The organism is Agrobacterium deltaense RV3, assembly GCF_900013505.1.
In the GTDB taxonomy this organism is placed as follows: domain Bacteria; phylum Pseudomonadota; class Alphaproteobacteria; order Rhizobiales; family Rhizobiaceae; genus Agrobacterium; species Agrobacterium leguminum.
Window position 1 is genome coordinate 736,350 of sequence record NZ_LT009745.1, and the last position, 19,477, is coordinate 755,826.

Sequence of the window (19,477 nt, forward strand, 5' to 3'; positions counted from 1 at the left end):
ATGCTCACCTATGTGGGCAAGGGATATACGTCCGGCTTCGTCGAGAATTACGACCGTGTCGCCGCCCGCCTGAATGCCGGCGAGGAGGATATCGAGCTGGTGGATGGTCCGGACGATATTTGCGAAGGCCTGTTGTGTGAAAGCCATGCCCACTGTTTCAACGAAGGCGTGGTGCAGCGGGACGAGACGGCCCGCCTTTCGGTGTCAGCGCTTTTGGGCGAGACACTGACCGCCGGCAAGAAGCTGCGGGCGGCGCCTGACTTTCTCGCGAAGATGCGTCTGGCTTTCGCCGCAGGCGAGATCAGGCCGGCCTGTCGAGGCTGTCAGTGGATAAGGCTGTGCGACCGTATCGCGGCATCAGGTTTCGCAGGCGTGAAAATCGGAGAACGTCCGGAGCCTCCGGCCGGGCGACGGCCGAGGCCTACTCCGGCACATCCGTCTCTGTTCTCTCGGCGGCCTTGACCGTCGCCTTGATCTCCTTCGGCTCGAGGCCGGATTTCTTGTCGTAGCTCACCTTCACCGAATATTCGCCGGGATGCAGGGTTTCCTGATGCTGCGTGCCGTAACGGCCGGAAATCTCCTTCTGCGTGCCCTGAAGATCCCTGGTGGTTTCAACGATATCGATCCGTTCTGCACCGGGCGCCTTGATGGCGAGAACGCCCGCATCGAGATCGAGGGTGATTTCGGTTCGTTTTCCGGCAGTCACGGTAAATGGTTGTTCCACCGTCACCTTGCCCAGACGCGCGCGCATGACGAAGTCACCAGCGGGCATTTCCATGATCTTGCCGGTGCCGTAAATGCCGTTGATGGTCTCACGCGTGCCGTCCAGCGTTTCCCTGGCCGACATCGCTTCGAAGCGGATATCGTCCGTTTCCACCGCCCTGCCGCCTTCCGCATAAACGGCCTTGGCGATCACCACGCCGCTTGGAATGACCAGCTCGTGGCTGATCTTCTCGCCCGCCTTGATGGCAAGCGTCTCCTCAGCCCGCGCCGGGCCGATGCTGCCGGTGAGGACGACGTCTCCGGCCGGCACGAAGACGGTATTCTGGCCATAGACGCTGTCCTTGAAATCGTCCTTGGTGATTTCCGTCTTCGCCTGCGTTTCCACATCGCCGCCGGCGCTGCGTTTCGGCACGACGGTCAATTCCGCCGCATCAAAATTCACCTTCGGCCTCGCGACGCTTCCGTCCTTCACCTCGAACGCCACTTCGCGGGTCACATTGCCCAGCGCCGCCACCCCGACATATTTGCCCGCCGGCAGTTTCGCCTCGAAGGTGGCGTCATAGGAGCCGCCGGCATTGTCGTCCGTACGCCCGCCGGAACGGTCCGCCTTGTAGAAATCCCACCGCACCCTGTCGCTATTGCCGAGCGAAGGGCCGCCATCGAACAGGACCGCATCGGTGACGACGTTATATTGCGGGGCCGGTTGCTGCGCCTGCGACAGCGCTGGCAGCGCCGTTGCGAAAAGTGCGGCGCAGACGACATTCATGGAAAAAGAAGCCATTTTCATCACGGACCCCATTGCGGATTACCCCCTGCCATCATGGCTCTTCCTGCCGCGCCGATATGCGGGGACAGAAGAACCCGTTGTGCACAACGTTTTCGCCCGACTTCGGGTTCCCCCGCCGGCCGCCGCAAATCGCGCCTGCGGGCCGCGGCAGCCATTTATTTCGCATTTTCCGTGACTTGTTCAGGCTTTGATAACCATCTTCGGTAACCATAAGCATCAGTAGAGAGTAAGCGTATGGAGCGAGTACCAATGGCAGCAGTTTTTCCGCTGGCCGATTTTCGGCGTGCCGGTTTTGATCGTGCGGGCGAGAGCGACGCCTGGAAAGACAGCATCATCAAAGGCGATTGTGTCGCTGCCTTGGATGCCCTCCCGAGCCAGTCGGTGGATGCGATTTTCGCCGATCCACCCTATAACCTTCAGCTTGGCGGAACCCTGCACCGTCCCGATCAGTCGCTGGTCGATGCCGTCGATGACGAGTGGGACCAGTTCGCCTCCTTCGAGGCCTATGACGCCTTCACCCGCGCCTGGCTGCTCGCCTGCCGCCGTGTGCTGAAACCGAACGGCACCATCTGGGTCATCGGCTCCTACCACAATATCTTCCGCGTCGGCTCGATGCTCCAGAACCTCGATTTCTGGATCCTGAACGACATCGTCTGGCGCAAGACCAACCCCATGCCGAACTTCAAGGGCCGCCGGTTTCAGAACGCCCATGAGACGATGATCTGGGCGAGCCGCGATCCGAAAGCCAAGAACTACACCTTCAACTACGATGCGCTGAAGGCCTCCAACGACGATGTGCAGATGCGCTCCGACTGGCTGTTCCCGATCTGCAGCGGCAACGAGCGTCTAAAGGGTGACGACGGCAAGAAGGTGCATCCGACCCAGAAGCCGGAAGCGCTGCTGGCGCGCATCATCATGGCCTCCACCAAGCCGGGCGATATCGTGCTCGACCCGTTCTTCGGCTCCGGCACCACGGGTGCCGTTGCAAAACGTCTCGGCCGCCACTTCGTCGGCATCGAGCGCGAACAGGATTACATCGATGCGGCATCGGCCCGCATCGCCGCCGTCGAGCCGCTCGGCAAGGCGGAACTGACCGTGATGACCGGCAAGAAGGCCGAACCGCGCGTTGCCTTCAACACGCTGGTGGAAAGCGGCCTCGTCCGTCCTGGCCAGGTGCTGACGGATGCACGACGCCGTTATAGCGCCATTATTCGTGCCGATGGTACTCTGGCATCCGCCGGGACCGCCGGCTCCATTCACCGCCTTGGCGCGAAGGTGCAGGGTCTCGACGCATGCAACGGATGGACGTTCTGGCATTTCGAAGACGGCGACACGCTGAAGCCGATCGACGATCTGAGAGCGATCATCCGCAGTGAACTGGCAAAGGCCGAATAGTCAAAGCCCAAAAGGCTTGGACGAAACGATCCACCGCCCGCCCTTGTCAGCCTATGTCTCCGTCCGGTTTAGTACCTTCAGTCCCGGATGGAGAACGACCAACGCCCGGCACTTCGGTGTCGGGCGTTGGTGTTTTCGAGTATACTATTTTAGCAAGACAAGTTTCGCGCAAGAGATCGGCAATACTGTCTCAAATCAGAGCAATGGTTGTGAAATCCGGTTCGGAAAAATCACAAAAACATTGCGTCCGATGCCGCTTGCGGCAGGACTGGCGCAGGCCGGAGACCGCCATTTCCGCCTGCGCCAATTTCTTTTCCCGATCTGGGAATTTATCGGACTTCCACCCCGAAGTCCCGCAGATCCTGCTTTAGCTTCTCAGCACCGGTAAAATGCACCGCCAGCCAGCCCGCCGCTTTCGCGCCTTCCACATTGGCGAGCGTATCGTCGATGAAGAGGCTGTTGGCTGGATTGAGGTCGAATTCCTTCGCGTGCAGATCATAGATCGCCACGTCAGGCTTCAACAGCTTGACATCGCCGGAAACGGTGACGCCGCGCGGCAAAGTGAGGAAGGGGAACATTTTCTGCGCCTCGCGGAAGGTGTCGGAGGCGAAGTTGGTCAGCATTGTCACGTCGTAGCCGCTGTCGATCAGGGCGACCATGATCGCGACGCTGTCGTCATAGGAATGCGAGACCATCTCGTGCCAGAACTTGCGGAAGGAGCGGATGTGCTCTTCCCGATCCGGGAACTGCTCCACCAGCAGCGCTTCGGCATCCTCCCAGCGGCGGCCGCGATCCTGCTCGAGGTTCCAGTCATGGGTGCAGACATTCTCGAAGAACCATTTGCGCTCGTCGGCATCGGGGATGAGGCGGCTATAGGGAATATGCGGATCGTAGTGGATCAGCACCTTGCCGATGTCGAATACGATATGCTCAATCTTGGTCATCGAAATTTCCTGCTTTCATCGAATGCGGATGGAATAGCCTGCGTGATGACTTTTTTCATCACCGTTGGCAGCGCCTGCGCGTCAAGATTTGTAACCGGCTCCCACCATCCGTCATCCGGGCCGGTTTTAAGGCCGTCCGACACCTGCGCGCGATAGACGGTGAGCCGCAGTTCGAAATGGGTGAAGACATGCACGATGACGCCCGCCGCCTGCCAGCCGGCGGCAAAGGGCGCATGGCTCGCCTCCGTGCCGCCGTCCATGCGTGCGGTCCATGCCGTTGTCGGCACCTCGGTCATGCCGCCGAGAAGCCCGCTTTCGATGCGCCGACGGAGCAGGATTTCACCGCTCGCATTCACCGCCACGAAGGCAGCCCCGAGCCGCACCGGCTTTGCCTTCTTCGCGGCCTTGACCGGAAAACGCTCCGGCTCGTCATGGGCAAGCGCAAGACAGTGGCCGTTGAACGGACAGAGCGCGCAGGCCGGCCGTTTCGGCGTGCAGATCGTTGCGCCGAGATCCATCATCGCCTGGGCGAAATCGCCGGGCCGGTCGGAAGGGGTAAGTTCGGCCACCTTCGCTTTCATGGCGGGCTTTGAGCCGGGCAGGGGAGCGTCTATCGAAAAGACGCGGGAGATGACGCGCTCCACATTGCCGTCCATCACTGCCGCCTGCCGGTTGAATGCGATGGCCGCCACGGCGGCGGCGGTATAATCGCCGATGCCAGGCAGCTGCTTCAGACCCTCTTCGCTGTCCGGAAAAATGCCGTCATGGTCGCGCGCCACGGCTTCGGCGCATTTTTTAAGGTTGCGGGCGCGGGCGTAATAACCGAGCCCTGCCCAGGCCGCCATGACATCCTCGACCGGCGCCGCGGCCAGATCGCTGACGCTTGGCCATGCCGCGAGAAACTTCAGGAAATAGGGTTTAACCGCCTGCACCGTCGTCTGCTGCAGCATGACCTCCGACAGCCAGACGTGATAGGGATCGGCGCGTTTTCCCCGTGCCGCCATGGCGGGGGACGTGCGCCATGGCAGTTCGCGATGGTGCCGGTCGTACCATGCGAGAAGTTGTTCCGCCGTCGGATGTGATATGTGTTGCCGCGTATGTGTGTTCATCGCCGCTGAACATAGACACGGCACGGCAATCTGCAACAGCAGCCTGCGGCGGCGGCGTGGAAAACCGCATCCGGTGACGAATGCCCGACATCGAAACCCATGATCCGATTTTGGAGGAAGAGCCCCATGCTGAATGCGCTGCTGGATAATATACCCCAACCGCTGCTTTATGTTATCGGGGTTCTGTTGGCCCTGTGCCTGATTGGAAGCCTGTTGAACCATATTGGCCGTCTGTGTTTCGGGCGGCAGAACAGTGTGGCCTTTGTGGTCTCCCGCCTGATCGGCGAAGTCCGTGAACTGGAGAAGATGAGAGGCAAGCCCTCGCGCCGCTTTCGAATTATCGAATCCGGTTTCTGGGCGATTTTCTGCCATGGCCTGTGGATATACCTTTCCATCGTGCTCACCTGCATGTTGGTGATTGCCGTTATGTCGGATAAGCCGGGAATATCGCATCTGAAGTTTTTGGCTGGGGCCTATTTCCTCTTTGGATGTTTGGTGGTGGGAATGATACGCTTGGGCGCCTGCCGGGACTGGCGACGATTCCGCGCATTGTTGCGCGGCGAAGAAGATGACGATGGCGCGACCGCTTGAGGCCGCTTGGCCTTTGTCGAGGAGAGCATGAAGAAACCCGCAGATTCATTCCGCAAAGGCGTCGTGCAGATCGCCGAAGTCGCCAATGGCATCATGGACCCCGTGCTGTCCAAACGGGCGGGCATCAACACGGCGCTGCTCGGCTCCTGGGATGAGATCGCCGGTGATGACTTCGCCGATTGCACCCGCCCGGAAAAGATCACCTGGCCGCGCCGCGACGAGGGGCCGGATCGTGGCGGTTATCAGCCGGGCGTGCTGACGATTGCCTGCGAAGGCGCGCGCGCCCTGTTTCTCACCCATGCGCAGGGCGAACTGATTGCCCGCATCAACGGCTTTTTCGGCTTTCCGGCGGTGCGCCAGATCAGGATCGTGCAGAAACCGGTGTCCCAAACCGTCAACCGCCGGCGCAAACCGCAACCCCTGCGCGGCGATGCGGCAAAACGTCTCGATGACATGATGGACGGCATCGAGAGCGAGGCGCTGCGCAAGGCGGTGGAGAGGCTGGGCACGGCGGTATTGCAGAAAAAGCCGCGCGGCAGGACGATTTGATGTGCATGGGCTGTCCTTGACTGGTCACAATTCTTTGACAAGAAGAGTTCAAAACCCCGCTTGTGATGAACAGGCCGTCGCTATATCGGAATCAACGGACAATAGAGTCTATTACCAACAGGTGCTTTCATGCATTTTCCCGAACTGACCATTTCCCGTCGCAGCCTCCTCGGCGGCGTTGCTCTTGCCGCCGTTGCCACGGCCCTGCCGTTTGCCTTCACGCCCGGTATCGCCGAGGCGCAGGAATTGCCTGAATCCACCGGCGATGTGGATATGGCTGCGGTGATGAAGCCCGGCCCGCTGCCGGAAGCCGCGCTCGGCGATGCCAACGCACCCGTCAAGATCGTCGAATACATGTCGATGACCTGCCCGCACTGCGCCAACTTCCACAACAAGACCTTCGAAGAGATCAAGAAGAAATACATCGATACCGGCAAGGTCTATTTCGTGCTGCGCGAATTCCCGTTCGATCCGCGCGCCGCTGCCGCTTTCATGCTGGCGCGCTGCGCACCGGAAGGTCAATATTTCCCCTTCGTTTCCATGCTGTTCAAGCAGCAGCAGAGCTGGGCCGTTGCGCAGGATGCGCGCGCCGCCCTGCTGCAAATGTCGAAAATGGCCGGTTTCTCACAGGAGTCTTTCGAGGCCTGCTTGACGAACCAGAAACTTCTGGATGATGTGAACGCAACGATGCAACGCGGTGCGACGGAATTCGGCGTCAACTCCACGCCGACTTTCATCATCAACGGCAAGAAATACGCAGGAGACATGTCGGTTGAAACCATGTCGGCTGTCATCGACAAGCTGCTCTGATCGCCGGACCCTGAAAGAAACGGGCGGCGGATATTTCCGCACGCCCGTTTTTTATTGCCCGTCTTCTTGCCGGGGCGTGACGGCATGAAGTTCAACAAGCTCCGCCTCGTCGGTTTCAAATCCTTCGTCGAACCTTCCGAATTCATCATCGAGCCGGGGTTGACCGGTGTCGTCGGGCCGAATGGCTGCGGCAAGTCCAATCTGGTGGAAGCGCTGCGCTGGGTGATGGGCGAGAATTCCTACAAGAACATGCGCGCATCCGGCATGGATGACGTCATCTTCTCCGGCTCCGGCAATCGCCCGGCCCGCAATACCGCCGAAGTCGGTCTCTATCTCGACAATTCCGACCGCACCGCACCCGCCGCCTTCAACGACGCCGATGAAATTCAGGTGACGCGCCGCATCGAGCGCGAAAACGGCTCCGTCTACCGCATCAACGGCAAGGAAGCCCGCGCCAAGGATGTGCAGCTTCTGTTCGCGGATGCCTCCACCGGCGCGCGCTCTCCCTCCATGGTTGGGCAGGGGCGCATCGGCGAACTCATCAACGCCAAGCCGCAGGCCCGCCGTCAGCTGCTGGAAGAGGCGGCCGGCATTTCCGGCCTGCATTCCCGCCGCCACGAAGCCGAGCTTCGCCTGCGCGCCGCCGAAACCAATCTGGAGCGGTTGGAAGATGTGACCGCCCAGCTGGAAAGCCAGATCGAAAGCCTGAAACGCCAGGCCCGCCAGGCCAACCGTTTCAAGATGCTGTCAGCCGACATCCGCGCCCGTGAAGCGACCCTTTTGCACATCCGCTGGGTCGAGGCGAAGGAAGCCGAAGGCGAGGCGGAAAGCGCGCTCAATCAGGCCACCAACATCGTCGCCGAAAAAGCGCAGGCGCAGATGGAGGCGGCCAAGCAGCAAGGCATTGCCAGCCTGAAGCTGCCGGAGCTGCGCGAGGACGAGGCGAAAGTCGCCGCCGCCCTGCAACGCCTGCAGATCGCTCGCACCCAGCTGGATGACGAGGCCAACCGCTTGCTGCGCCGCCGCGATGAGTTGGCCCGCCGCCTGTCGCAGCTTGGCGAGGATATTATCCGCGAGGAACGGCTGGTCTCCGATAATACCCAGATACTCGCGCGGCTCGATGAGGAAGAGGCCGAACTCCTGGAAATCCTCTCCGATTCCGGCCGCCATGCGGAAGAGATGCGCGAAGCCTTTGAAGCCGCCGCTGTCAAACTGGCGGAAAGCGAAGCCATCTTCACCGCGATTACCGCCGAACGGGCCGAAGCCGCCGCCGCGCGCCAGCAACTGGAGCGGGCGATCCGTGATCTTTCGGACCGCAAGCTGAGGCTGGAACGGCAATCGCAGGAGGCATCCGCCGAGATCGATGCCATCGACGAAAAGCTCTCCGGTCTTCCCGATCCTTCCGAACGGCGAGAAGCGGTCGAGGCGGCGGAGATCGCGGTCGAGGATGCCCTGATCGTGGTGGAGGAAGCCGAAGCCGCCGTCGCGGAGGCGCGTTCCGCCGAAGCGCTGGCGCGCGCGCCGCTGGAAACGGCGCGGAACCGGCTGAACGCGCTGGACACGGAAGCGCGCACCATTACCAAAATCCTTGCCTCCAGTGCCGCCGCCAATGGCAGCTTTACGCCGGTGGCGGAAGAAATGACGGTGGAGCGCGGTTTCGAGGCGGCATTGGGTGCCGCCCTCGGCGACGATCTCGAAAGCCCGCTCGATCCCGCCGCACCCGCCTATTGGGCCGGAAATGGCGATGGCGCGGGTGATCCCGCCTTGCCGCAGGGCGCGAAGCCGCTTCTGGATTATGTGCAGGCGCCGGAAGCCCTACGCCGCGCTTTGGCGCAGATCGGCGTCGCCGCCAGCACGGCGGAAGCCCTGCGCCTGCTGCCGCACTTGAAGGCCGGCCAGCGGCTGGTGACGCGCGAAGGCGCGCTGCTGCGCTGGGACGGTCACATTGCCAGTGCCGATGCGCCGGGTGCCGCAGCACTTCGCCTGTCGCAGAAGAACCGCCTCGCTGAAATCGAGACAGAACTGGATGAGGCCCGCTCCATTCTGGACGAGGCCGAAGACCAGCTTGCCGCGAAAACCGAAGATATCCGCAGCAGCGAATTGCGGCTCTCGGAAGTGCGCGACAGAAGCCGTCTTGCGACCCGCCATCTTGCCGAGGCGCGCGAGGCGCTGACTGCGGCCGAACGGGCCTCTGGCGATCTGCTGCGTCGTCGCGATATCGTGTCCGAAGCACTGAACCAGATCGGCGCGCAGATCGATGAGATCGCCGTTCAGGAAGAAAACGCCCGCATTGAAATGGAAGACGCGCCCGATCTTTCCGTGCTGGATCTGCGACTGCGCGAAAGCCAGCTTGAAGTCGCGACCGACCGCGGCCTTCTGGCGGAGGCCCGCGCCCGCCATGAAGGCGTGAGCCGCGAGGCGGAAAGCCGCCAGCGCAGAATTCAGGCAATCGGGCAGGAGCGTTCCACTTGGGCATCGCGGGCGGCAAGTGCGGCCGATCACATCGCCACCCTGCGCGAACGCGAGGAAGAGGCGCGCGAGGAAATCGCCGAGCTGGACATAGCGCCGGAAGAATTCGACGAGAAACGCCGCAACCTCCTCAATGAGTTGCAGAAGACCGAAGATGCCCGCCGCGAGGCCGCCGACCGGCTGGCCGAGGCGGAAAACCTGCAGCGCGCCGCTGACCGGCTGGCCGCAACGGCGCTTTCTGAACTGGCCGAAGCCCGCGAAAAGCGCGGCCGCGCCGAAGAACGGCTGGTCTCCGCCCGCGAAAAGCGGCAGGAAACCGAACACCGCATCCGCGAAACGCTGAATACCGAGCCGCATATGGCGTTGCGCCTGACCGGCCTCGGTCCCGACCAGCCGAAGCCCGATATTCGCGATGTCGAGCGCGATCTCGACCGGCTGAAGATCGAACGCGAAAGGCTGGGCGCGGTCAATCTGCGCGCCGAGGAAGAGCAGGCCGAGCTTTCCGCCAAGCTCGAGGCGCTGATCAAGGAGCGCGACGACATCATCGATGCCGTGCGCAAGCTGCGTGCCGGCATCCAGAACCTCAACCGCGAAGGCCGCGAACGGCTGATCGCCGCGTTCGATGTGGTCAATTCGCAGTTCCAGCGGCTGTTCACCCATCTCTTTGGGGGCGGCACGGCGGAATTGCAGCTGATTGAATCCGACGATCCGCTGGAAGCGGGCCTGGAAATCCTCGCCCGCCCGCCGGGCAAGAAACCGCAGACCATGACGCTGCTTTCCGGCGGCGAACAGGCGCTGACGGCCATGGCGCTGATCTTCGCGGTCTTCCTCACCAATCCCGCGCCCATCTGCGTGCTGGACGAAGTGGATGCGCCGCTCGACGACCACAATGTCGAACGTTACTGCAACCTGATGGATGAGATGGTGGCCTCCACCGAAACCCGCTTCGTCATCATCACCCACAATCCCATCACCATGGCGCGCATGAACCGCCTCTTCGGCGTTACCATGGCCGAACAGGGCGTGTCGCAACTGGTGTCTGTCGATTTGCAGACCGCCGAACAGCTGCGCGAAGCCGTCTGAAACTGCCAGGCCGCATTTCGATCCTGACTTTTGCTCAACATGAATTTATCTCGTCGTCTCACCCATTCGGGTGAGCGCAAACCCGCGGCATTTTGCTATGTCTTGCCACGAGCCTCAGTGTGCTTTCCCAACCCCGCCATCCGGTTTCCTGTACCGGGTGGACTGCCTTGCGAGGCCGCTGCAACGGCCTCGCAAGGTCTTTTTGCCGGCTGACGAATACGACTGACTTGATGAGGAAGGGGGCGGTGAGGCTCTGTCGTGTTCGGACGACGTTGTGTAAGCATTTTTTGTGGCGCCCGCTTCGCATCGAGCGTATGGACCACTCACCCTGGCACCAGCCGCAGCCGCGTGCCCCAGGGGTCTATCGCTTCCACGACGTTATTCTCCATCTCCACCAGCACATAACCGGCGGCCCGCAGCCGCGTTTTCTGCGCCTCCAGATCGGCGGGGTTGCGAATGGTGAGGGAAAACCAGTCGAGGCCGGTTTCCATGGCGTTGCGTTCCTTCGCGCCACGGCTGTTCCATGTATTCACCGCCAGATGATGATGATATCCGCCGGAAGAGAGAAACGAGGCATCGGAGCGCGCATCCTGCGTCGGTTGCAGGCCGATGGCCGTTTCATAAAAGGCGCGGGCGCGGGCGATTTCGCCGACCCGCAGGTGAACATGCCCGATGCGCATTCCCGGCGGGGCAGCCTCGTAATCGCTTCTTTTAGTATCGGTCAGCTTCACCAGATCGTCGACATCGAGCGGTTCGGTGCCCATTTTCACCACGCGGCCGCTCCACACCCATGTATCCTTCGGCCGGTCGCTGTAAACCTCGATGCCGTTGCCTTCGGGATCGTTGAGATAAATCGCCTCGCTGACATTGTGGTCGGCAAAACCGGAAAGCGGCACCTGCTTCAGCGCCGCATGCACCAGCCAGCGCGCCAGATCCTTGCGGGAGGGCATCAGGTAGGCGATGTGGAACAGGCCGGCGGAGGTGGGGCTTTCGAAATCCGCGGCCGGCTTGTGCACCAGATCGAGCAGCGGCACGGTGCCGACGCCAAGCGTCACGCCTCTGGCCGTGCGCTCCACCTCGTTCATGCCCAGCACTGAACGGTAATACTCGATCATTGGGTCGAGATCGCGCACGCGCAGCGCGGCCTGGCCGATATGCATCGGCGTCGTCAGCGCGAAGGGACGGGCGGAGGCGGCGCCTGCGACGGGCACTGCGCCCTCGGCTCTGAGCGCCCCGGCAAACGCACTGGCGGCACAGGAAATTCCGGCAAATTTAAGCGTATGGCGGCGGGTAAATTGCATGAATAATCTCTTTGTCGGCGATTTGAATGGCTTAGGCAACACTCCAGTTCAGCGCATTACACGAATGCGTCAATCATGCCGTTATTCGGCCTTTGCGGCAATTCTTGCGCGCAATTTGCCGCAATTATGCTGCACTGCGATGTAAACTGCACGTTGCGGCGTTTCCAACGTGCCGCCAATGCTGTAGATGATAGAAAAATGACAACGCTTCTGGGTGGAGAGCGTGGAATGAAAAAGTGGGTTTATACCTTCGGCAACGGTGCTGCCGAAGGCAGGGCAGGCGACGTTGCGATATTGGGCGGCAAGGGCGCGAACCTTGCTGAAATGGCAAGTCTCGGCCTTCCCGTTCCCCCCGGCCTCACCATCATAACCGATGCCTGCGCGCTTTATCACAAGAATGGCCGCGATCTTCCCGAAGAGCTGAAGCTGCAGGTCATGGCTGGCCTGCACGGCATGGAAACCGTGACCGGCAAGACCTTCGGCGGCAGCCACTCGCCGCTGCTCATCTCCGTCCGTTCCGGCGCGCGCGCCTCCATGCCCGGCATGATGGATACCGTGCTGAACTTGGGTCTCAACGACCGCACCGTCGAGGCGCTGGGCCACGATGCGGGCGACGCCCGTTTTGCCTGGGACAGCTACCGCCGCTTTATCCAGATGTATGCCGATGTGGTCATGGGCCTCGACCACGAATTGTTCGAGGAAATTCTCGAGGACGAGAAAGGCCGCCTCGGCCACGAATACGACACCGACATGTCGGCGGTCGAATGGCAGCATGTCGTTTCGCTTTATAAAAAGCTGATCGAGGATGAGCTGGACGAAGCCTTCCCGCAGGACTGTCATGTTCAGCTCTGGGGCGCAATCGGCGCCGTCTTCGCCAGCTGGACCAACCACCGCGCCGTGACCTACCGCCATTTGCACAATATTCCGGGGGACTGGGGCACGGCGGTCAACGTTCAGGCCATGGTCTTCGGTAATCTCGGCTCGTCCTCGGCAACCGGCGTCGCCTTCACCCGCAATCCTTCGACGGGGGAGGCGGAGCTTTACGGCGAATTCCTCGTCAACGCTCAAGGGGAAGATGTGGTGGCGGGCATCCGCACGCCGCAATCCATCACCGAGGCCGCGCGTCTGGCCTCCGGCTCCGACAAGCCCTCGATGGAAAAGCTGATGCCGGAGGCGTTCAGCGAATTTCTGGCGATCTGCAAGCGGCTGGAAAACCACTATCGCGACATGCAGGATCTGGAATTCACCATCGAGCGCGGCAAGCTCTGGATGCTGCAGACCCGCTCCGGCAAGCGCACCACCCGCGCGGCCATGAAGATCGCCGTCGATATGGTGGAGGAAGGGCTGATCTCGCAGGAGGAGGCCGTCTGCCGCATCGAGCCCTCGTCGCTCGACCAGCTGCTGCACCCCACCATCGATCCCGGCACATCGCGCCCCATCATCGGCTCCGGCCTGCCGGCTTCGCCGGGGGCGGCGACGGGCGAAATCGTCTTCACTGCGGAAGAGGCGGTTGCGGCGGAAGCCGAAGGCCGCCGTGTTATTCTGGTGCGCATCGAAACCAGCCCGGAAGATATTCATGGCATGCACGCCGCCGAAGGCATTCTGACGACGCGCGGCGGCATGACCAGCCACGCCGCCGTGGTGGCGCGCGGCATGGGCATTCCCTGCGTCACCGGCGCCGGCTCCATGCGCGTCGACATGCGCAACAAGGTGCTGATCGGCGTCGGCTGTATGCTCAAGCGCGGCGATGTCATTACCATCGACGGTTCTTCCGGCCGGGTGCTGAAGGGTGAGGTGCCGATGACGCAGCCGGAACTCTCGGGCGATTTCGGCAAGCTGATGGAGTGGGCCGACAGCCTGCGCCGCATGACTGTGCGCACCAATGCCGACACACCCGCCGACGCCCGCGCTGCGCGCACATTTGGCGCGGAAGGCATCGGTCTCTGCCGTACCGAACATATGTTCTTCGAGGGCGACCGCATCCACGTCATGCGTGAGATGATCCTCGCCGAAAGCGAAAAGGGCAGGCGGGCGGCGCTGGATGAGCTTCTGCCGATGCAGCGCTCGGATTTCACCGAGCTTTTCCAGATCATGCACGGCCTGCCGGTGACGATCCGCCTGCTCGACCCGCCACTGCACGAATTCCTGCCGAAGACCGATGGCGAAATCGTCGAGGTGGCGGCCGCCATGGGCATGCCGCAGACGGTGTTCCGCCAGCGGCTGGATGCCCTGCACGAGTTCAACCCCATGCTCGGCCATCGCGGCTGCCGCCTTGCCATTTCCTATCCGGAAATCGCCGAAATGCAGGCCCGCGCCATTTTCGAAGCGGCGGTTGCCGCAGCACGTATCACCGGCGCGCCGGTCGTGCCCGAGATCATGGTGCCGCTTGTTGGTCTCCGCTCGGAACTGGATTACGTTACCGAGGTCATCGATGGCGTCGCCGCAGCGGTGGCGCAGGAAACCGGCATGGAGATCGAATATCTCACCGGCACCATGATAGAGCTGCCGCGCGCGGCCCTGCGCGCCCATGTGATTGCGGAAGCGGCGGAATTTTTCTCCTTCGGCACCAACGACCTGACGCAGACCACCTTCGGCATTTCCCGCGACGATGCGGCGCGTTTCATCAATACCTATCAGCGCAAGGGTATCATCGAGCGCGACCCGTTCATATCGCTCGATTTCGACGGCGTGGGGGAACTGATCCGCATCGCCGCCGAACGCGGCCGCCAGACGCGGCCGGAACTGAAACTCGGCATCTGCGGCGAACATGGCGGCGACCCGGCCTCGATCCATTTCTGTGAGGATGCCGATCTCGACTACGTGTCCTGCTCGCCCTTCCGCGTGCCCATCGCCCGGCTTGCCGCCGCGCAGGCAACGCTGGCGGCAAAGAGGGATGAGGGCAGGGTGGCGAGCAATGTCGCCTTCATTCCCGTCAGGGGTTCTGTTGGACGATGATGCGCCGCTCCACCACCACGGGGCGGTAGAACATGTCGCGGTTCATCTGCGCCTGCCAGGCGCGGTTGTCGGCGCGGCGGTCCATTTCCAGATCGAGAAGGCAACCGGCCATCGGGTCCGTGCCGGGGCGGAAACCATAACCCCGGCAAGTCGCCTCATCCCGCGCCCGACGCTCTTCCGGCGTCAGCGTCTGGCAGGCGGTGAGCGCCAGCATGGCGGCAAGCGCACCGAAGACGATGGAAACACGCATTTTGTTTCTCCCTTAACATGACAGCCGTACGGCACTTTTATTGCCGCGATTGATACGCCTGTTTTGGTACGGGGAAAAGCCGCGTTGGGGCGGAAAGTTGCGTTTGGTAAGCGAACCTCTTCGCGTCATGCGAGCCTTGAACCGGCATCCACTTGCCTGAGCCTCGGCATCATGACTGTCTGGAACGCGCCATTTCAGCGCGCATCCAGCTTGAGTCTCCCCATGTCGAGAGCCAGATCATCAGATCGGTGAGAAAGCCGATAATCGGCAGCAGAAGCATATGGCCCAAACCGCGCGTCGTCTGGTTTTTCTCTGCCTCGTGCAGATGAGCCAATTCCTGTTCCTGAATCGAAGCGATAAGCTTATGCAGCTCGGGATCTCTTGTTTGCAGGAAGGCCAATTGATCTTCCAGATGGCGGTGAACGGTGCTTTCAACGGCCTCGGTGCAAATCCAGACCATGTTGCGTCCGCCGAGCGCCGTCATAAAACCGAGCAGGAGACCTCCAAGGCTCCAAAACGCCATGACGCGACAAGGCCTTGCGTTTCTGGATGGCATGGCGTCCCGAAACCGGCGGCAATGATCGATCTCGTCTTCACGCATTTCCTGAAGAGCGGGTACTATGTCCGGAAACAGCCGGCGAGCCATCCATATCTGCGCGCCGTAGATACGAATAGCGCCAAACTCACCGGCGTGATTGACCTTGAGGATACGCCGAACGGTAAGCGCCGGATCGTATTTGCCGGGACTGCCGGACGTTCGAAACATTACCAAGGCGCGTTCCATTCCAGCTAAATGCAGCAGACGTTACCGGCACTATGAGAGACGGTTGTGACCACGATTGATAAGCCTGTTTCGATGCTAGGAGAACCCCATTCGGCGCGGAAAGTCACAACCGCCGGAGCGGAGATGCAGATATCGCAGCCTCCGTCCGTTTCGAAACCAAACATCCTGATTCCGCTCAGGAATCACGCAGGAAAGACGGCGGGAACAAACCCTGTTGAATGAGCCAGTCGCCGAGCAGAACCGTGAGGATGGCGATGAGGACGATGCCGCCGATAAAGGCGAAGAGGCCGAGCGTGGCTCGGGTCCACCGGCGGGTTTGATAAAGGTAAATCGCAAGCCCGATGGGTGCGAGCAGAACGGTGGTGATTTTGGCAGCGGAGCTGCGCCGGATGTCCCGCTTTTCGGCATCCTCTATCTGCCACCAGGCAAATAGCGTGATGATGCCGATCATCTGCACCAGATCGTTTGCGGTAAAGGACGCTGGAGGCCCGGCAGGCCAGACGGCCGCATCGATCAGAAGCCCGAGGGAGATGAAAGCGAGCAAGCCGACATAGATCCAGTTGCGTTTCGCCATGCACAGTTTCCGCTCTAAATTGCGCTATTGCCCGTGCCGTTATCGCTATCGATCAAATTGGCACCGTCAACCCCAAACTATCAGGGAAGAAAGAGAGTGGTCGGCATGGGGCGTCTCCCTGTTCCGGAAACGCCCCATGATTGTCGCCGTCAGGCCGGCGCTGCTTCCCGGTCGTCGAGTGCGTCGATATCCTTGGCGTTGTTATAGACGGCCTCATTGAGAATGCCCTCGCGCTTGGCGACGAGGGTGGGCACCAGCGCCTGGCCGGCGACGTTAACCGCCGTGCGGCCCATGTCGAGGATCGGGTCGATGGCGAGCAGCAGCCCCACACCTTCCAGCGGCAGGCCGAGCGTGGAGAGCGTCAGCGTCAGCATCACCACCGCGCCCGTGAGGCCGGCGGTTGCGGCGGAACCGAGCACGGAGACGAAGACGATCAGCACATATTCCTGGATGCCAAGCGGCACCTGGAAGAACTGCGCGATGAAGATCGCCGAAATCGCCGGATAGATGGCGGCGCAGCCGTCCATCTTGGTGGTGGCGCCGAGCGGTACGGAGAAGGCGGCATATTCGCGCGGCACGCCGAGGCTCTTTTCCGTCACGGTTTCGGTGACCGGAAGCGTGCCGATGGAGGAACGCGACACGAAGGCGAGCTGGATGGCCGGCCATGCGCCCGCAAAGAAGCGCGACGGCTTCAGGCCATGGGCGATCAGCAGCGCCGGATAGACCACGAAAAGCACCAGTGCCAGACCGATATAAACGGCCGCCGCGTACCAGCCGAGCTGCGACAGCGTCGTCCAACCATATTGATCGACCGCGCGGCCGAGCAGGCCGATGGTGCCGATGGGGGTGAGGCGGATGACCCACCACAGGATTTTGCGCACGATGGCGAGCAGCGACTGGTTGAAGGCGAGGAACGGTTCCGCCGCCTTGCCCGCTTTCAGCGCCGCGACGCCAAAGGCGATCGACACCACGAGCAGCTGCAGCACGTTGAAGTTCAACGAGGTGCTGGCCGCGCCATTATTGAGCTTGGTAGACGCTTCGAGGCCGAAGACGTTGGCCGGGATCAGCCCCTTCAGGAAATCCAGCCAGGACCCGGTGGAAGAGGGGGCCGCCGCTGCCGTATTGGCAATCGCCGTGTTGACGCCGGGCTGAATGACAAGGCCGAGCACGATGCCGATGACGACGGCGATCAGTGCCGTGATGGCGAACCAGAGGAGTGTCTGCCACACAAGCTTCGCCGCATTGGAGAGGTTCTTGAGATTGGCGATGGAGGCGACGATGGCCGTGAAGATCAGCGGCGGAACCAGCGCGCGCAAAAGCTGCACGAAAATGCTGCCGATGGTTTGCAGTGTCACCGAAAGCCAGTTGGGGCTGCCGGCGGCGTCGGGACCGATATTGCGCGCAACGAGGCCGAGCAGCAGGCCGATGACCATTGCGATCAGAACCTGAAAGCCGAAATTGCGATAAAAAGGTTTAGGCCCGGAGGGGGCGGCGGACGTCGTTGCCTGTGACATGACATGTCTCTTTATTGTGCAAGAAAACGAGAATGTTGCACTTTTTACACGCATTCTCGAGGGAGGTCGCCGAGAATACGCCGATTTCCTCAGCAATTAAGGGATGAACGTGCGTATTTGTTGCGTTGTCGGGGAATAATTCTCTTAAGTAGCGACAATGCGGAAAAATATTCCCGCTTCTTGTTGCCTTCGACGTCAGAGTCCTAAAACCTATAGATATTCCGTCACCCCAGACCTGATCCGGGGTCCAGCGCGATCAAGTCCTTGATCGCAAAAGACTCATCCTCACGGCGCAGCATGGCTGGATGCCGGATCATCCTCGGGCTTGCTCCGGGGACCGGCATGACGGAGAAGTTCGCGCGCTTTAGCGTAGGGATCGCCTCCTCCTTTGTTTTCCTCGCCGCAAATCCGGTCTATGACATCATATGCAGGTGATTCCCTGCCAGAATTCGGGTGCAACGCTTTTTAGCCAATGCGATCTAACGGATATCCGCTTTCATGACTGTGCGTTTCGTCCGGCCTTTTTCGGTTGCAGCCTATCTTTCCCGCTATCTGGGTCTTGCGGCGCTTGTGCTGTTTCTCATCGCCGCCGGCATTCATCGTTTCGGGCCGCTGACGACGCCAGATTTTGTCGGTCTCCTCATTATCGCCGCTGGCATCGCTCTCGCGGCCGTACTTCTGGCGTTGATCGGGCTTGAGCGGCTGTGGACAAAGGGCGCACGCGGCGGCCTTTCGGCGCTGGCGGCGCTGCTTCTCTCGGCCCTGCCGCTCGGCGTGGTCGGTTACGGCGCTTTTCTTTATTGGCAGCAGCCGAAGATTTACGACATCTCCACCGATCTCACCGACGTGCCGGAATGGCTGGTGACGCCCGCCGCCAACCAGCAATGGCTGGTTCGGCCCGCGACTATCACCAAGGAAGACCGCGACGCGCAAACCGAAGCCTATGCCAGCCTCGCCGGCCGCCGTTATGAAGGCGCAATCGACCGCATCTACGCCGCCGCCAAAAAAATGGCCGCCGCCCAGAATATCCGCATCGCCCACACGAAGGGCGTGATCGGGGCGGAAGATGCGCCCTCCGTCGGCGTTCCGGAGCAGGACAGGACGCAGCCTTCGGAAGAAGGGCCGGTCGAGGATCTGCCCTCCATCGTGCCGGTGCCCATGGCCCGCCCGACGGACGCGCCTTTGCCCACCTTCTTTAACGGTAGCGGCGTGGTGCTGATGCAGGGCGAAACCCGCACGCGCATCTGGGGCCTGCGTTTCGATATCCTCATCCGCCTCAAGGAAGAGGCCGAAACCACCATCGTCGATGTCCGCGTCGCCTCCCGCTACGGCCCGCACGATCTCGGCATGGGCGCTGCGATTGCCGAAGCCTATCTCGATGCGCTGGATGCGGAGATGCAGGGGTTGAACGACAATTGATGTGTAGCTGACGCTACGCTTTCATTTCGATGAGAAACGAGAGTGTGCCGCCTGTTTCTTCTCCCCGAGGGGGAGACGGTGGCCCGAAGGGCCGGATGGAGGGGGAGCCCTCTCCGAACACATCTACCCTTGCCCCCTCATCCCGCTGCCGCGGACTTCTCCCCCTCGGGGAGAAGAAACAAGTGGCATCCGCTCGGTCTCCATCCAACGGGGCGGCGAA

16 protein-coding genes are annotated in these 19,477 nt (G+C 61.5%); 8 read left to right on the plus strand and 8 right to left on the minus strand.

What is annotated here, in order from left to right:
* Positions 1 to 462 (plus strand): DUF1284 domain-containing protein, encoded by a 462-nt coding sequence (locus AGR7B_RS03695; RefSeq protein WP_080856040.1) that lies wholly within the window; start codon positions 1 to 3, stop codon positions 460 to 462.
* On the opposite strand, the gene AGR7B_RS03700 is transcribed toward AGR7B_RS03695, so the two are convergent.
* The gene (locus tag AGR7B_RS03700; protein ID WP_080856041.1) at positions 422 to 1,522 is read right to left on the minus strand and encodes a hypothetical protein; all 1,101 of its coding nucleotides are present in this window, start codon (positions 1,520 to 1,522) and stop codon (positions 422 to 424) included. The genes AGR7B_RS03695 and AGR7B_RS03700 overlap by 41 nt on opposite strands.
* Before the next feature lie 237 nt (positions 1,523 to 1,759).
* Between AGR7B_RS03700 and AGR7B_RS03710 the strand changes: the two genes are divergently transcribed.
* Positions 1,760 to 2,905, plus strand: coding sequence for a site-specific DNA-methyltransferase (locus AGR7B_RS03710; protein ID WP_078051144.1), 1,146 nt, complete (start codon positions 1,760 to 1,762; stop codon positions 2,903 to 2,905).
* A 329-nt stretch (positions 2,906 to 3,234) separates the two neighbouring features.
* On the opposite strand, the gene AGR7B_RS03715 is transcribed toward AGR7B_RS03710, so the two are convergent.
* Positions 3,235 to 3,849 carry an HAD family hydrolase gene (locus AGR7B_RS03715; RefSeq protein ID WP_080856042.1) on the minus strand — a complete coding sequence of 205 codons (615 nt, stop codon included), beginning with the start codon at positions 3,847 to 3,849 and terminating at the stop codon, positions 3,235 to 3,237.
* The gene (gene mutY / locus AGR7B_RS03720) at positions 3,846 to 4,958 is read right to left on the minus strand and encodes an A/G-specific adenine glycosylase (protein ID WP_080856043.1); all 1,113 of its coding nucleotides are present in this window, start codon (positions 4,956 to 4,958) and stop codon (positions 3,846 to 3,848) included. The genes AGR7B_RS03715 and mutY overlap by 4 nt, the downstream gene beginning before the upstream one ends.
* A 126-nt stretch (positions 4,959 to 5,084) precedes the next feature.
* Between mutY and AGR7B_RS03725 the strand changes: the two genes are divergently transcribed.
* From AGR7B_RS03725 to AGR7B_RS03740, 4 genes are all read left to right on the plus strand, one after another.
* The gene (locus AGR7B_RS03725; RefSeq protein WP_080856044.1) at positions 5,085 to 5,549 is read left to right on the plus strand and encodes a hypothetical protein; all 465 of its coding nucleotides are present in this window, start codon (positions 5,085 to 5,087) and stop codon (positions 5,547 to 5,549) included.
* Positions 5,550 to 5,576: 27 nt separating this feature from the next.
* On the plus strand, positions 5,577 to 6,098 hold the full coding sequence (locus tag AGR7B_RS03730; protein WP_065116149.1) for a DUF721 domain-containing protein: 522 nt from the start codon (positions 5,577 to 5,579) through the stop codon (positions 6,096 to 6,098).
* Between the two features lie 129 nt (positions 6,099 to 6,227).
* The gene (locus AGR7B_RS03735) at positions 6,228 to 6,908 is read left to right on the plus strand and encodes a DsbA family protein (protein WP_072494057.1); all 681 of its coding nucleotides are present in this window, start codon (positions 6,228 to 6,230) and stop codon (positions 6,906 to 6,908) included.
* An 84-nt stretch (positions 6,909 to 6,992) separates the two neighbouring features.
* On the plus strand, positions 6,993 to 10,460 hold the full coding sequence (locus AGR7B_RS03740; protein WP_080856045.1) for a chromosome segregation SMC family protein: 3,468 nt from the start codon (positions 6,993 to 6,995) through the stop codon (positions 10,458 to 10,460).
* A gap of 323 nt (positions 10,461 to 10,783) precedes the next feature.
* Here the strand turns inward: AGR7B_RS03740 and AGR7B_RS03745 are convergent, their stop codons facing one another.
* Positions 10,784 to 11,761 (minus strand): VOC family protein, encoded by a 978-nt coding sequence (locus AGR7B_RS03745; RefSeq protein ID WP_080856046.1) that lies wholly within the window; start codon positions 11,759 to 11,761, stop codon positions 10,784 to 10,786.
* A gap of 228 nt (positions 11,762 to 11,989) precedes the next feature.
* Here AGR7B_RS03745 and ppdK point away from each other — a divergent pair, with 228 nt between their 5' ends.
* Positions 11,990 to 14,716, plus strand: a complete 2,727-nt coding sequence (ppdK, locus tag AGR7B_RS03750) for a pyruvate, phosphate dikinase (RefSeq protein WP_080856047.1) — start codon at positions 11,990 to 11,992, stop codon at positions 14,714 to 14,716.
* On the opposite strand, the gene AGR7B_RS03755 is transcribed toward ppdK, so the two are convergent.
* The 4 genes from AGR7B_RS03755 to AGR7B_RS03770 form a co-directional block, all read right to left on the minus strand.
* Positions 14,694 to 14,966 carry a hypothetical protein gene (locus AGR7B_RS03755; RefSeq protein WP_035260597.1) on the minus strand — a complete coding sequence of 91 codons (273 nt, stop codon included), beginning with the start codon at positions 14,964 to 14,966 and terminating at the stop codon, positions 14,694 to 14,696. The genes ppdK and AGR7B_RS03755 overlap by 23 nt on opposite strands.
* A gap of 169 nt (positions 14,967 to 15,135) precedes the next feature.
* Positions 15,136 to 15,732 carry a demethoxyubiquinone hydroxylase family protein gene (locus AGR7B_RS03760; RefSeq protein WP_065654293.1) on the minus strand — a complete coding sequence of 199 codons (597 nt, stop codon included), beginning with the start codon at positions 15,730 to 15,732 and terminating at the stop codon, positions 15,136 to 15,138.
* A gap of 193 nt (positions 15,733 to 15,925) precedes the next feature.
* Entirely contained in the window at positions 15,926 to 16,324 is a 399-nt protein-coding gene (locus AGR7B_RS03765) for a hypothetical protein (RefSeq protein WP_080856048.1), read from the minus strand.
* A gap of 149 nt (positions 16,325 to 16,473) precedes the next feature.
* Positions 16,474 to 17,838, minus strand: coding sequence for a dicarboxylate/amino acid:cation symporter (locus tag AGR7B_RS03770; RefSeq protein ID WP_080856049.1), 1,365 nt, complete (start codon positions 17,836 to 17,838; stop codon positions 16,474 to 16,476).
* Between the two features lie 498 nt (positions 17,839 to 18,336).
* Between AGR7B_RS03770 and AGR7B_RS03775 the strand changes: the two genes are divergently transcribed.
* The gene (locus AGR7B_RS03775) at positions 18,337 to 19,257 is read left to right on the plus strand and encodes a DUF1499 domain-containing protein (protein WP_080856050.1); all 921 of its coding nucleotides are present in this window, start codon (positions 18,337 to 18,339) and stop codon (positions 19,255 to 19,257) included.
* The last annotated feature ends 220 nt before the right edge of the window (positions 19,258 to 19,477 follow it).

What these genes read in the sequence shown, in the direction of transcription:
- AGR7B_RS03775 (WP_080856050.1), top strand. Translation starts at nt 18,337, where the DNA reads ATGACTGTGCGTTTCGTCCGGCCTTTTTCGGTTGCAGCCTATCTTTCC.
- AGR7B_RS03765 (WP_080856048.1), bottom strand. Translation starts at nt 16,324, where the DNA reads ATGGCGAAACGCAACTGGATCTATGTCGGCTTGCTCGCTTTCATCTCC.
- AGR7B_RS03715 (WP_080856042.1), bottom strand. Translation starts at nt 3,849, where the DNA reads ATGACCAAGATTGAGCATATCGTATTCGACATCGGCAAGGTGCTGATC.
- AGR7B_RS03695 (WP_080856040.1), top strand. Translation starts at nt 1, where the DNA reads ATGCTCACCTATGTGGGCAAGGGATATACGTCCGGCTTCGTCGAGAAT.
- AGR7B_RS03740 (WP_080856045.1), top strand. Translation starts at nt 6,993, where the DNA reads ATGAAGTTCAACAAGCTCCGCCTCGTCGGTTTCAAATCCTTCGTCGAA.
- AGR7B_RS03760 (WP_065654293.1), bottom strand. Translation starts at nt 15,732, where the DNA reads ATGTTTCGAACGTCCGGCAGTCCCGGCAAATACGATCCGGCGCTTACC.
- AGR7B_RS03735 (WP_072494057.1), top strand. Translation starts at nt 6,228, where the DNA reads ATGCATTTTCCCGAACTGACCATTTCCCGTCGCAGCCTCCTCGGCGGC.
- AGR7B_RS03710 (WP_078051144.1), top strand. Translation starts at nt 1,760, where the DNA reads ATGGCAGCAGTTTTTCCGCTGGCCGATTTTCGGCGTGCCGGTTTTGAT.
- AGR7B_RS03755 (WP_035260597.1), bottom strand. Translation starts at nt 14,966, where the DNA reads ATGCGTGTTTCCATCGTCTTCGGTGCGCTTGCCGCCATGCTGGCGCTC.
- ppdK (WP_080856047.1), top strand. Translation starts at nt 11,990, where the DNA reads ATGAAAAAGTGGGTTTATACCTTCGGCAACGGTGCTGCCGAAGGCAGG.
- mutY (WP_080856043.1), bottom strand. Translation starts at nt 4,958, where the DNA reads ATGAACACACATACGCGGCAACACATATCACATCCGACGGCGGAACAA.
- AGR7B_RS03730 (WP_065116149.1), top strand. Translation starts at nt 5,577, where the DNA reads ATGAAGAAACCCGCAGATTCATTCCGCAAAGGCGTCGTGCAGATCGCC.
- AGR7B_RS03725 (WP_080856044.1), top strand. Translation starts at nt 5,085, where the DNA reads ATGCTGAATGCGCTGCTGGATAATATACCCCAACCGCTGCTTTATGTT.
- AGR7B_RS03700 (WP_080856041.1), bottom strand. Translation starts at nt 1,522, where the DNA reads ATGGGGTCCGTGATGAAAATGGCTTCTTTTTCCATGAATGTCGTCTGC.
- AGR7B_RS03770 (WP_080856049.1), bottom strand. Translation starts at nt 17,838, where the DNA reads ATGTCACAGGCAACGACGTCCGCCGCCCCCTCCGGGCCTAAACCTTTT.
- AGR7B_RS03745 (WP_080856046.1), bottom strand. Translation starts at nt 11,761, where the DNA reads ATGCAATTTACCCGCCGCCATACGCTTAAATTTGCCGGAATTTCCTGT.